General features: G+C 56.0%; 12 protein-coding genes, 2 tRNA genes and 1 riboswitch. Of the genes, 11 read left to right on the top strand and 3 right to left on the bottom strand.

Going from position 1 to position 12,184, the window contains the following annotated elements:
* A partial coding sequence (locus C7H09_RS14775; protein WP_476738589.1) for a transposase occupies positions 1-216 on the bottom strand: 216 nt, incomplete at its 3' end.
* Between the two features lie 448 nt (positions 217-664).
* Between C7H09_RS14775 and C7H09_RS14765 the strand changes: the two genes are divergently transcribed.
* Genes C7H09_RS14765 through C7H09_RS14740 form a run of 6 tightly spaced genes read left to right on the top strand, consistent with a single transcriptional unit; the run spans position 665 to position 6,861 of the window.
* On the top strand, positions 665-901 hold the full coding sequence (locus C7H09_RS14765) for a type II toxin-antitoxin system Phd/YefM family antitoxin (RefSeq protein ID WP_106764012.1): 237 nt from the start codon (positions 665-667) through the stop codon (positions 899-901).
* Positions 901-1,335 (top strand): type II toxin-antitoxin system VapC family toxin, encoded by a 435-nt coding sequence (locus tag C7H09_RS14760; protein ID WP_106764009.1) that lies wholly within the window; start codon positions 901-903, stop codon positions 1,333-1,335. Before C7H09_RS14765 ends, C7H09_RS14760 begins: the two co-directional genes overlap by 1 nt.
* Before the next feature lie 5 nt (positions 1,336-1,340).
* On the top strand, positions 1,341-2,615 hold the full coding sequence (locus C7H09_RS14755) for a hypothetical protein (RefSeq protein ID WP_106764007.1): 1,275 nt from the start codon (positions 1,341-1,343) through the stop codon (positions 2,613-2,615).
* Positions 2,608-3,201: a condensin complex protein MksE gene (locus tag C7H09_RS14750; protein WP_106764005.1), complete on the top strand. Its 594-nt coding sequence runs from the start codon at positions 2,608-2,610 to the stop codon at positions 3,199-3,201. Before C7H09_RS14755 ends, C7H09_RS14750 begins: the two co-directional genes overlap by 8 nt.
* Positions 3,198-5,969, top strand: coding sequence for a hypothetical protein (locus C7H09_RS14745; RefSeq protein WP_106764002.1), 2,772 nt, complete (start codon positions 3,198-3,200; stop codon positions 5,967-5,969). Before C7H09_RS14750 ends, C7H09_RS14745 begins: the two co-directional genes overlap by 4 nt.
* Positions 5,970-5,979: 10 nt before the next feature.
* Positions 5,980-6,861 (top strand): DUF7281 domain-containing protein, encoded by an 882-nt coding sequence (locus tag C7H09_RS14740; protein ID WP_106763999.1) that lies wholly within the window; start codon positions 5,980-5,982, stop codon positions 6,859-6,861.
* 153 nt (positions 6,862-7,014) lie between these two features.
* Here C7H09_RS14740 and C7H09_RS14735 read toward each other — a convergent pair.
* Both C7H09_RS14735 and C7H09_RS14730 read right to left on the bottom strand, forming a co-directional pair.
* Positions 7,015-7,088, bottom strand: a tRNA-Cys gene (locus C7H09_RS14735).
* Between the two features lie 51 nt (positions 7,089-7,139).
* Positions 7,140-7,215 (bottom strand) — tRNA-Gly (locus C7H09_RS14730).
* Between C7H09_RS14730 and C7H09_RS19905 the strand changes: the two genes are divergently transcribed.
* The 5 genes from C7H09_RS19905 (at position 7,189) to C7H09_RS14710 (ending at position 12,184) form a co-directional block, all read left to right on the top strand.
* A complete protein-coding gene (locus tag C7H09_RS19905) occupies positions 7,189-7,473 on the top strand; it encodes a hypothetical protein (RefSeq protein WP_165794835.1) in 285 nt (94 codons plus the stop codon). The genes C7H09_RS14730 and C7H09_RS19905 overlap by 27 nt on opposite strands.
* Before the next feature lie 96 nt (positions 7,474-7,569).
* Positions 7,570-7,661: riboswitch (TPP riboswitch) on the top strand.
* Between the two features lie 52 nt (positions 7,662-7,713).
* A complete protein-coding gene (gene thiB / locus C7H09_RS14725; RefSeq protein ID WP_106763997.1) occupies positions 7,714-8,718 on the top strand; it encodes a thiamine ABC transporter substrate binding subunit in 1,005 nt (334 codons plus the stop codon).
* Positions 8,711-10,393 carry a thiamine/thiamine pyrophosphate ABC transporter permease gene (thiP, locus tag C7H09_RS14720; RefSeq protein WP_240616606.1) on the top strand — a complete coding sequence of 561 codons (1,683 nt, stop codon included), beginning with the start codon at positions 8,711-8,713 and terminating at the stop codon, positions 10,391-10,393. Before thiB ends, thiP begins: the two co-directional genes overlap by 8 nt.
* Positions 10,386-11,000, top strand: a complete 615-nt coding sequence (locus C7H09_RS14715) for a thiamine ABC transporter ATP-binding protein (protein WP_106763994.1) — start codon at positions 10,386-10,388, stop codon at positions 10,998-11,000. Before thiP ends, C7H09_RS14715 begins: the two co-directional genes overlap by 8 nt.
* A gap of 65 nt (positions 11,001-11,065) precedes the next feature.
* Positions 11,066-12,184 (top strand): MlaE family ABC transporter permease, encoded by a 1,119-nt coding sequence (locus C7H09_RS14710; protein ID WP_240616607.1) that lies wholly within the window; start codon positions 11,066-11,068, stop codon positions 12,182-12,184.

Below are 12,184 nucleotides of genomic sequence, written 5' to 3'. Positions count from 1 at the left end.
GTAGGCGTAAATAAGAACCTTCAGCATCATCCGTGGATCGAACGGCGAGTTACGCCGACCGCTGCCTTCGTAGCGGGCGTAAAACGCACTCAAATCCAGCTCCTCGACAACATCACTGACAAAATAGGCCAGGTGGCCATCAGGCAGCCACTCGTTCAGGCTTGGGGGAAGGAGCAATTCCTGGTCGGGCGAGTACGGGCGGAAAGTGGTTCCCATCAGACGTCCTGTTGCCGAAAAAATTTCGGTCTATTATGCCAGAAACGGGCTTCTGCCGCGCAGACTCCTAGTATACCCACGCTACTTCGATAAGCGCTCCAGAGCCCAACAAGTAAAACACAGAACGATGCAGGCCGCCTGGCGAGATGCCTGCAAGACAGCAGGCTATGGAGGCATGTACCACCTCAGAGACCTTCGCAAGAAAGGACTGACCGAAGAGTTCCTGAGCCAAGGAGAAAACGACAAAGGCGGCCACGAAACGCAGGCCATGCGGAATCATTACCGGTTGATTAAGCCGCCCAAGCGGGCGAGAACAACGATCAGATTTGAGCGGGAACAGAATGTTTCTGAGTGAGTTAGATAAAACCGAAAAATCTCCAACGGACCTGATTGCCATGGAACTTCCACTACGAGTACACTCAATGTGTACACGAATAGGGTGAGAACCATGCAAACGATCAATGTTCGAGAAACTCGGGAAAAGCTCTCAAATCTTTTGGACGCTGTGGCCGCAGGAGAAGAGATTGTAATTCTGCGCCACGGCAAACCAGCCGCACGGCTAACCGCGGCCTTGCCCGAAAAGATTCAGTTTCCAAACCGTTCGGAACTGAGGGCATCTCTGCCACCCGTCCGGGAAAGCTCTGCCGATGCGGTGCGGGAACTCAGAGACGACGAGCGCTATTAATGTTGTACTTCGATACCAGCGCCGTTCTCCCCTACTACAGACAAGAGCAGGCCAGCGATCGAGTTCAGGCATTGCTTGAGTCGCAAACCCAGCCTGTTCTTATTAGTCATCTGACGGAAGTTGAGGTGGCAAGCGCACTCGCTCGGTGGGTTCGGATGGGAGAGCTCAGCGAACCCCAGGCGAACCGGATCGAAAGTGCATTCCACGATGATGTCAGCCATGGCCGCTTCATCCTGTGCCCCATTGAAACGGCTCACTATAAACGGGCCAGCCACTGGATTGGCACAAGGAAGACAAGCTTGAGAACGTTGGATGCACTTCATTTGGCATGCGCAGAACATCACCAGGCTCAACTTATCAGTGAGGATGAAGCGTTGGTGAACGCGGCGGTTTTCTTTGGCATCGACGCCCGCCTTGCTTCGAAGGGCGACTAAACACCATGGCTAACCCAAAACACCTCACTCGGACACTTTATGAGCAATGGGAAACTGTCGAGGCACTGGTTCGGGCCACCCGGGAGATGCCGGCGTTCTCTGAGGAACAGGTTCTTGCTGCCATTCGCCAGGCTCAACCGGCCCTGGACGACGTTCAAGTCAGGGAGGCCCTACGTAGGCTTTTGGGAAGTGGCGTAATGGAGACTCAAAGCCGCTCTGAAAGCTTCGTTGTCAATGCCCATGTACTTGAGTTTGTCCGTGGCCTGACGCATGAACACGAACTAGGACTGTCATCAGTCATTCAGGCGCGCATCGAAGCAATTCGTGGCGCGACAGAGACCCTCACCGCGGGTATCGAAGCCGGAGATACCGGTCAGCAGACTCAAGCCATCAACCAACTATCTACCCTGTTCAGAGATATTGCCCGCCAGCTCGAGCAGGACCGCCATGCGATTGCCGAGCTGGCCGAGCAAGCAAAATCAGCAGACACCCGGGCTCCCATTGCAAAACGCTACAAGTCCGTCCTCGACGCGTACGACCAATATGTAGAACCGATGAACGAGATGATGGATTCCGGACCTTCCGGCATTTTCTACCATCACCTCGCTGCAGCAGAAGACGCCCTCGACCTTGGATACAATCGCCTGAATACCAAAGGCGCACTCTACAGCCACCTCAACCGTCTCCGGCACGTTGGTTATCAGGCCAAGGAACTGCGACGACTGGGGCGAATCACGGCTCAGCAATGTGCAGATATTCTGTTACCCCTCCGAGAAGAGGCACGCCAACACAACAATCTTTCCTCAGCTATCAGCCGGCTGTTGGGACAGATTCGCAAAAAAGGGCTCAACCGCACCTTTCGCAAACGCCAGGATCAGTCGTGGCTGCCGGTGTGGCGCGTGAATCAAAGCCGCAGTGTGTCTGTAGGCGACGAAATAAAAACAATCATGGCGGAAGCGAGGAACTTTGAGCCTTCTGAACGGGAGTTCCCGGGCGAAGTGGATGCGGCACCCATAACCATTGCTGAGTGGATTGACGAAGAACAGCTCCGGCAACAGTTGTTAAAGGACCTCCCGGTCGGCAACCTTTTGGAGTGGCTGAAGCACCACTACCCCTCCCTGCCTGACCAGGTTCTCCTGCGGCTCTATCATGACCTGGCACGAGAGGACCTTTGGGAGATGGAGCTGGAAGCGCAGCCTACGATATCCGCCCTTTCCCTGATTTCAGTCCACTACTGGCCCTACCGTCTGACACAACCGGTGAATAAAACTCGTGAGTAATACCAGCCAATTCCAACAAATCGCCAGCAACCTGCCAAACCTGGCCCATCTTTTTCGTTGGTTCAACCGGGGCCGGCATCTCAACCGGATCTCAGAACCAGTATTGTGGGAAGAGCTTGAACGCAACCTCGACGATTATGTGGCCATTTTTACCGCACTGGGTTTTGACCTTCGCCTTGATGGCCGGGGCTTCGCCTGGTTCCATCAGGACGACGGCAGCAGCAATACAAACAAAGCCACCCGGCAACTGGCCCTGTTGTTCATGGTCATCTTTGATACTCAAGCGGATGCCGGCATTCCGCTGATGAAATTCGAGCATTGGCGAATCGATCAAATCCTGCTGACAACGGTTTTCGAGCAACACCAGGACTTGCTGAAGGCAGAAGAGCTGGATCTGTCCGGCCTGGCGAGCCTGATGAGAACCGCAGAAAACTTCGGCTTTGCCCGTTACGATAGCGGAGCCTGGCAGCTGTTGCCGGCCGTGTGTCGTTACCTGGATCATTACGAAGAACTGGCCAGCCAGGTGGATCAGGATGAAGATGTTTCCTGGGCTAGCGATCAGGACGACGAGGATAATTCCCTATGAGTTCCGATTACGGCTTCCAGCAGCTGGTACTTCTCAACAGCGCCGGCTATGAGCGCGCAGAGCTCCCTCTGGATGAGTCAGTTTCTCTCATTGCCCCCAACAATACTGGCAAGACCAGCTTGATTAATGCCCTGCAATACCTGCTGATTATCGACAAGCGGCACCTGGATTTTGGCGCCCACGACAAAGACAAAGCGAGACATTTCTACTTCCCATCCAATAGCAGCTATATCCTGCTGGAAGTCACTTTGCCTGAATCCGGCTCAGTAGTGCTCGGGTGTGTGGGGAAGGGGTTTAGCCATGACTACGCCTATTTTGCTTATCGAGGCCCTCTGAAAATTGAGGAGTACAGGCTGGACAATGGCAAGCTGGTGACGCAGCCACAGCTGTTGGAGCAGCTGGCTCAACACGGGCGAACGGCCAATTTCTACTCATCGACTGAGTTTGCCGAAATGGTCTACGGCGGTGCCCGTAAGCGGGGACAGACCAGCTCCGAGTTTACCGTTTTCCGGCTGGAGAACCGCAAGGACGCCAACGCTTACCGTCAGGTTCTTACCCGGACCTTGCGTTTAGACAAACTCAGTTCCGGCGAAGTAAAACGCCACCTGCTCCAGATCTTCAGTCGTCAGTTGCCGGACTCCGTGGTGGATTTCAAACAGGAATGGGACAAGGCCTTCGCCGAGGTCAACCAGGATCGGGAACAATACCGAGCCGCCAAAAATCAGCAAAAACTGATCGACGAACTGGAGCGCCAGCAGGAAGAGCGCCTCGCCATCCGAGGCCGGATCATTGCCCGACGCCCGCTCATCGACGATGGGCTGGAGCGTTGGCAGAACCATTACCAGACAGAAAGCGAAAGGCTTCAGCATCAGCTTGGGAAATTGCAGAAGCAGGAATCGGAATTACTTCAGAAGGACAGGGAACAGACGCGTCGCCAGAGTGAGCTCAACCAGCGTCTGGAGGCACTGATCAAGGACGAGCAGCGCCGTGACGAACTGGAGAACCGGTTCGCGCTGGTCAATGACCGCAGCCAGCTTGAGCAGCAGCTTGCTAGCGCCACCGCAGAACGCGACCGTCAGATCGCCCTACTATCCAATGCCCACGGTCAGTCAGCTGCCGCCATCGATGATCTGATCCGGCGGGAGGAGAAAGAGCTGTCCGCATTGGGCAAAGAACAGGAGACGCTTTCTGATAACCTTTATCTCACGCTCAAACAGCACATCTCCGAAGACCAGCTAAGTGTTCTCAATCGCGGGCTTGCCCGACAACTCCTCACCCTGCCCTCCGGCGACTATCAGCTCGATCCCAACCAGCTCCATCGCTGGCTGGAGGGCATGGCGGCAGACCGATTTGAACTACCCGGCCTGAACTTGTCTGTCGCAGACCAACCACTGCAATATCAACAACGGTCAAACGAAGAGATATCTCGCCTAATTGATGACTGCGAGAGCCGGCTCCGGCAACTGCAGGAACAGAAAGCAGCCACCCTGGAAATGGACACCCAGAACAAACGCAAGGCGAAACTTGAGCAGGAAGTAAAAGGTCTGGAAAAAGACTTGGAACAGTTTGACGAGCTGGCTCAACTTCAGAACTCTCGCCCGGATCGTTTGAAAGAGATTGCGGCAGCCAGGCAGGAGCTGGAAGAGATTGAACACGCCCAGGAACAGGCTGGTGCCCAGCAACAAGCCCTCAGGGAGCAGATCCAGGGAGTCGCCAATCAACGGCAAACCTTAGACGCCGCCCACCAGGAAATCGAGCATGGCCGCCAGAATCGGGGCGATACCGACGAGCAGTTCAACTGGCTTGCCGACCTGCCCCATACCCCCTGGGTTGGCGACCCGGAGCTACCGCTCGACCAACTGGCGCAAACGCTGCGTAACTATCAACAGGACTGCTATCAGTTAAAAGAACTGGACCGGGATCTGCATCATCAGCGCATCACCCTGCACAGCGGCGGCCTGACCAAGTTCCAGTACGCCCCCAACCCGGAAGAGGAAATCCGGTTGATGGTAGAGTTCCGCCATCATCTGGCCCGAGAGGCAGAAGCCCTGGAAAAGAAAGCCCGCAGTGCCGTGGTCACTGTAACGGCCAGCCTCCGGGATCTTCGGGACAACCTGCAGTCGTTCGAAAATGCCATGCATGAATTCAACCGTCTGATCAGCCGCAGGAAACTGTCGGATCTCAAGGTCTTCCGCATTCAGCCGGTTCACGAGAATCACCTTGTCGAAGCGATCGACTTGTTGATCCAAACGGCAGAAAAAGTGGAGTCTGGCGAATCCTTCGAGCTCTTCAACCAATCCAGCGTACTGGACGACCGACAGCTGGACCAAGCCCGCCAGTTACTGATCGACGAAGGTAGCGCTCGACAAGGACTGAAGGTTGCCGATTTGTTTCGCCTCACTTTCGAGCTGGGCAAAGAAAACCAGGACGCAGAAAGCTTTGACGACATCGACAGCGCAGCTTCCAACGGTACCGTGCTCATGGCCAAGTTGGTGACCGGCCTGGCCATGCTCCACCTGATGCAGGATAAGAGCCGTAATGTTCAAGCCCTTTGCTACCTGGACGAAGCCCTGGCGCTCGATGCTGCAAACCAGAGAAGTTTGATCAAAACCGCTTCCGAATTCGGATTCGCTCTTATGTTCGCTTCCCCTTCACCGTTGATTACCGCTCATTACTGCGTCCCTATCCAACAGTTGAGCAACGGAAAAAACCACATCAGCCGCAAGCACTGGCAGATTCTGCAGCCGCTTGAAGCTGTCGAGGCATGAGCTCCCCGTAATGAAAAGATCGCTCAGAGAAGCATTGGTTAAGCTTGAGGATTCCGGCGGAGAATGTCTTGGATCACGGTTCACGCCCACACAAAAGCGGGTGCTTGATGAGTTCCTCCGCAGAACGGCATGTGTCGCCAAGCTGCGTCAGGGCAATGGCTTCGTTTATCGCATCAGCAACTCACCGGTGTTTGAGCAACACCTTCGGGAGTTACGGCCCGATGCAGATTCAGCCAACCGAGCTCATCCAGTCCGGGCACAAAACCTCGCGTTTACTCGGTCCACCAAAGGTCGAAAGAGTTTACACGCCGCTTCTTACCGCCTGCTGAAGGCAACAATGCCGGGCGTAAGCTGGAATCGTGATGGAGAGTTGCTCGACCTATGGCAGCTGACATCCATCGCCGGAGCCCTCGCCATCGATATCAGTCGGAATGAAACGCCTCTGGCCACCGACAGTCCCTTATGGCTGGTGGAAAACCAGGGGTTGCTGGATGACACCAGCTGGGTACCTGAGGGCTTGCACGGATCCGTACTCTATTATCAGGGCCAAGTCAGTGAACGGCTGATAGAGTGGCTATGCGAGAAAAAACGCAGTCCACGGATTCTCATGTTTCCAGACTACGATGGCGTCGGACTTGAGAACTACGCCCGCCTACGCAAAGCGCTGGGTGACGATGTCGAACTTTGGCTAATGCCTGACTGGACAACCAAATTGGAGCGCTATGGCAATTCAGAGGTATGGCGAAATAATCTCAAATATGTCGCCAATGCCGAGGCAAGTTTAAATTTGGATCAGGAACCCGATGAGGTGCTGGAGCTTATTGCGGCCCTTAAGCTGAGCGGTAAGGCGTTAGAGCAAGAGGCTGTGTTTTTGGTCGCAACAGACAGCTAATCACACTTGCTCAAGATGCCCTGCACATTCAATCGTCCGCTTTTCTGCCACGGATTGAAGCGGATAATATTTTGGGTTTAATTTGGATATTTTTTGGGTGAGAAAATCAACTAAATGAGGGGCAGTTAATTTGTTGATTTTAAAGGGTAAAAATGGAGGCGCGGGTCGGAATCGAACCGGCGTACACGGAGTTGCAGTCCGCTGCATAACCACTCTGCCACCGCGCCGGGTAAGTCTTTTCAGACTTTGCTCTCAGGGGGCGTGAGAGACTTGGAAATTGGAGCGGGAAACGAGATTCGAACTCGCGACCCCAACCTTGGCAAGGTTGTGCTCTACCAACTGAGCTATTCCCGCTCTTCGTTTCAGAGGCGTTGCCCCTTCAACGGATGCGTATTCTACGGATTCCGCCTTGCCCGTCAACCATTTTTTCATCTTTTTGTTTTCAAAGGAGTTAACGGCTATTTTTTAATCAAAAAACCTACTCAAGGCAAGTCACACGATTCCGGCCATGGGCTTTACTTCGGTAAAGCGCATCATCAGCCCGGGAAAGCGCAAGTGCCCCAAGGCGTGGAACAGAAAGAAAAAACGATATCGACCAACGCTGCAATCTGAGTGCTGCGCATGGCGAGCTTCCAGAATGCAGGCCTTCGGACTCGGGCAGGCCCAGACTGGCGAATTCCGAGTTTCAAGTAGACATGTTAGTATCGAGTTTGCTCAACGGGGTGCCCTACCGGGCTGAGACCATACCCGCGGAACCTGAACCGGATAGCGCCGGCGTAGGGATTGAGTCACCAGTGTTGGGTGGTGTTCGCGGCATGGTCTTCCCGCCACTGAACCATAAGGTGCTGTTTTATGTTTTCTCGCGTGATTCCAGTTGCCCTTGCCGCTGCCTTGCCTTTGTTTGCCTCTGCTAACACCCTGCCGGAATTGAACGTTTACACTCACCCTTCGTTTGCGGCTGAGTGGGGGCCGGGGCCTGCGGTTAAAGAAGCGTTTGAAGCGCAATGTGACTGCATGGTGAATTACACGGTGCTGGACAGCGGCGGCGATATTCTCCAGCGGTTGCGCCTGGAAGGCAGTTCCACGCCAGCCGATGTCGTGCTCGGCCTCGACACAGCCACCATGGCAACAGCACGCCAAACTGGCCTGTTGGCGCCCCATGGCAAGGCTCTGGAACAACTGGCGCTGCCCATTGAATGGACGGACAGCACCTTTGTTCCTTACGACTGGGGCTATTTCGCGTTTGTTTACGACACCGAGCAACTACCAGAGCCACCGCGCAGCCTGGAGGCTCTGATCAATGCGCCGGACGACCTGAAAATCATCATTCAAGACCCGCGCACCAGCACGCCGGGCCTCGGGCTGTTGCTGTGGATGCATTCCGTGTTTGGCGATCAGGCACCGGAGCAGTGGCAGAAGCTGAGCAACAAGATTCTGGCGACTACCCAAAGCTGGAGCGACGGCTATTTTTCACTGTTCATGAACGGTGAAGCGCCAATGATTCTGTCTTACAGCACCTCCCCCGCTTACCACATGGCCATCGACAAAACCGATCGCTATCAGGCAGCCCGGTTCGACGAGGGCCATTATCTGCAAGTGGAAGTGGCAGCCATGGTTAAAACCTCAGACAACCAGGCGCTGGCCAGCGAATTTCTGGACTTCATGCTCACTCCGGCATTTCAGACCCACATTCCTTTGAAGAACGTGATGTATCCGGCAATTGACCTGGGGGATGAACTGCCCAACGTGTTCGACCGCCTGATTCAGCCAGCGTCCACCCATTATATGGCCCCCGAAGCAGTGGCCCGGGAACGCAAGCAGCTGGTGAACGAATGGCTGGACGCACTGATTGACTGATTCTGTGGCCAATACCCCGCACCGCACACCATTCAGCCATTCCGGATGGCAGATCTGGCCCGGCCTGTTACTCGGCCTGGGCCTGGTGGTGCTGGTGCTGATGGGCATCGGCAGCCTGCTCGCGACGGCGGGCAATCTGGATTTTGAGGCGGTGTTCAGCAGCAAATACCTGCGGCGGGTGATTGGTTTTACCGTCTGGCAGGCAAGTTTGTCAGTGGTTCTCAGTTTGCTGATTGCCATTCCTGTTGCCCGGGCAATGGCGCGCTATCAGAGGTTTCCCGGGCGGCGCTGGCTGTTGCGGCTGATGGAGCTGAGCCTGGTGTTACCTACCATTGTGGCGGTGTCTGGATTGATTGGTGTTTATGGTCGCCAGGGCTGGTTCACCGCGTTGCTCAATGAAGGCCTCCCGGGGCACGGATGGTCGCTCTATGGCCTGAATGGCATTCTGCTGGCTCATGTGTTCTTCAATGGGCCCCTGGCTGCCCGGATTATGCTGCAGGCCCTGGAAGCCATCCCTGCCCCGCGAATGCGTGCGGCATCCCAACTGGGGCTGAGCGGTTGGTGGTTGTGGCGAGCGGTACAATGGCCCGCCCTGAAGCCGGTGCTCCCCGGGCTGGCGGCCCTGGTGTTCACCCTGTGTTTTACCAGTTTTGCCATCATCATGACGCTTGGCGGCGGCCCGTCAGCCACAACTTTGGAAGTCGCAATCTACCAGGCCCTTCGGTTTGAGTTCGATTTCTCTCAGGCGGCGCTGCTGGCGATTATTCAGTTGCTGATTTGCGGCGGCTTGTGGTGGCTGGTCTTTCGCCAGCGAATAAACACCAGCCTGATGCCCAACCGTCAACTGGGTTATCAGGCGCCTTTGTTCTGCCAGGTCTGGCAGCCTTGGCTGGAAGGAGCACTGCTTATCGGGTTTGCGCTTTTTCTGGTTGTGCCGTTGCTGGCCATCGCGCTTCGGGGTTTGCCGGTTTTGCTTCCTTTATCCGACACCCCCTCGGTTTACCCGCAATTGCTGTCGGCAACCGGGCGAAGCCTGATGATTGCCATTCCCGCAGGCGTGGGTTCTGTGGTGGTTGCATTACTCAGCCTCGCCTCTGCCAACCGGTTGCGCGGGCACTGGCAGGGTGTGCTCCCTACCCTGACCGGTTACCTTCCGTTAATTGTGCCGCCGCTGGTGCTTGGCACCGGGCTATTTATCCTGTTGCGCCCGAGCCTGGGCAATAGTGCTCAGGGTTGGATGCTGGTGTCGCTGATCAACGGTTTGATGGCGGTGCCCTTCGTGATTCAGGTGCTGCAAGGCCCGCTTTCCGGCATGGATGCAAACACTCTGCGCCAGGCCGATCAGCTCGGCATCTTCGGCTGGTACCGCTGGCGCTGGCTGTATTGGCCCCAGTTACGCCAGCCTATGGCTCTGGCGCTCGCCTATGGTACCGCATTGTCGCTCGGGGATTTCGGGGTAATTGCCTTGTTTGGCAGCCCAGGCCAGCCCACGCTGCCGGTGCTGCTTTATCAGCAGTTAGGCAGTTATCGGGTGGCGGAAGCGGCTGGCACCGGGCTCTGGCTGTTACTCCTGCTGATAACCGTGTTCACGTCTCTATCCCGGGTTTCCCGGCCGGCCGCTGTCACAGCGCCCGCGTCACTTAGCCAACTGGCACCGGAGGCCGGGCATGCTTGAGATTGACCGCCTGGAGTTCCGCTATCCGGAACAAACCACTCCCTGGCACTTCCATTTCCAGGTGGAGGCCGGAGAATGCCTGGCCATTCAGGGGCCCAGCGGCTCGGGGAAGTCGACCCTGCTGAGCCTGATTGCCGGTTTTCTGCAACCAGAGGCCGGGCGCGTGCTCTGGCAGGGGCAGCCCATCCATAAAACAAAGCCCTGGCAGCGCCCCATCACCTCGGTGTTTCAGGAGCATAATCTGTTCGAGCATCTGGATGTGCTTACCAACATTGGCCTTGGTATTCACCCCGGGGTGAAATTGGCCGCGGCCGACCAACAGCGTATTGATAGCGCACTGGCCAAGGCCGGGCTGGACGGCTTCGGCAACCGGATGCCGGGAGAGCTGTCGGGCGGCCAGCGGCAGCGTGTGGCCCTTCTGCGTGCCATACTGCGACAACAACCGATACTGCTCCTGGACGAGCCCATGACCGGCCTGGATATGGATACCCGGCAGGTGCTTTATGCCATGCTGAATGACGAAAAGGCACGGGGAGCCACCCTGTTACTGGTCAGTCATGACGAAGAAGATCGACGAACACTGGCAGACCGGCACTGGAATCTTTAAGCTTCGAGTAAATATGACAGGGATTCTGTTATTCCGTGGTAAAAGACTCTGATCTTTCCCGGCCCCTGGGCGGGCACCAAGAGGGTTATGCCGAGCTCAGCGGCCGCACCTTTCGGTTCTCCGGCGACTGGGTGTTGTCCAACTTTTCCGACCTGAACCGTCAAGTGGAGAGCCTGACGCTGCAGGCTAGCGGTTGCGCTGCCGAGTTTTCCGGGCTTGGCCGGCTGGACACCGCGGGCGCCTCACTGATGGTGAAATTGCTGGGGCCCGAAACCATTCTTGGCGCCCTGCAGGGCAGCCCGTTACCGCGGGAGCAAAACGCGCTGCTCCGGGCGGTGGCCGAATCGATGGATCAACCAGAGCAGACAGTCAAACCGCTCAATCCGGTTGTCGCGGCCCTTGCAGACACAGGGCAAAAAGTGGCGGCTGTCGGTCGCCTTAGCTGGCTACTTGCCGGTTTTATCGGCGAAACTCTGGCAACTTTGTTCCATGTACTACCCCGCCCGCACCGCTGGCGTTTTACCTCGTTCGTGGCAGCAGTACACGATACCGGGTTGAACGCATTGCCTATTGTGGCGCTGCTTACCTTTCTGGTGGGTGCGGTTGTAGCTTTTCTGGGCGCCACTGTGCTGGAAAACTTCGGTGCCACCATATACACCGTCAACCTGGTCGCCTTCTCGTTCCTGCGTGAATTTGGTGTTTTACTGGCTGCCATACTGCTGGCAGGTCGCACTGCAAGCGCCTTCACTGCCCAGATTGGCGCCATGAAGGTGAATCAGGAACTGGATGCCATACGAACCCTGGGCCTGAACCCGGTAGAGTTGCTGGTTGTTCCCCGTGTACTTGCGATGATGCTCAGCCTGCCGATACTAACGTTCATCGGCATGATCTCCGGTATGGTTGGTGGTGCGGTGGTGTGTGCCTTGGCTCTGGACATTCCCCCAAGCCAGTTCATGGCCATTGTGGAGCGTGATATCGCGTTAAAGCACTTTCTTGTTGGGCTGGGCAAGGCGCCGGTGTTTGCCTTTCTGATTGCGGTGATCGGGTGTCTGGAAGGATTCAAAGTATCTGGCAGTGCCCAGTCTGTTGGTGAACACACCACCTCCAGCGTGGTGCAATCTATTTTTATGGTGATCTTACTGGACTCCATTGCGGCCTTGTTCTTCATGGAAATGGGGTGGTAA

Source organism: Marinobacter fuscus (genome assembly GCF_003007675.1).
Lineage (GTDB): Bacteria > Pseudomonadota > Gammaproteobacteria > Pseudomonadales > Oleiphilaceae > Marinobacter > Marinobacter fuscus.
This window is presented reverse-complemented; position numbering and strand designations above follow the sequence as displayed.

Excerpts from the sequence above, each read along its gene's own strand:
- C7H09_RS14765 (WP_106764012.1), top strand. The coding sequence starts at position 665 with ATGCAAACGATCAATGTTCGAGAAACTCGGGAAAAGCTCTCAAATCTT.
- C7H09_RS14760 (WP_106764009.1), top strand. The coding sequence starts at position 901 with ATGTTGTACTTCGATACCAGCGCCGTTCTCCCCTACTACAGACAAGAG.
- C7H09_RS14755 (WP_106764007.1), top strand. The coding sequence starts at position 1,341 with ATGGCTAACCCAAAACACCTCACTCGGACACTTTATGAGCAATGGGAA.
- C7H09_RS14745 (WP_106764002.1), top strand. The coding sequence starts at position 3,198 with ATGAGTTCCGATTACGGCTTCCAGCAGCTGGTACTTCTCAACAGCGCC.
- C7H09_RS14740 (WP_106763999.1), top strand. The coding sequence starts at position 5,980 with ATGAAAAGATCGCTCAGAGAAGCATTGGTTAAGCTTGAGGATTCCGGC.
- thiB (WP_106763997.1), top strand. The coding sequence starts at position 7,714 with ATGTTTTCTCGCGTGATTCCAGTTGCCCTTGCCGCTGCCTTGCCTTTG.
- C7H09_RS14715 (WP_106763994.1), top strand. The coding sequence starts at position 10,386 with ATGCTTGAGATTGACCGCCTGGAGTTCCGCTATCCGGAACAAACCACT.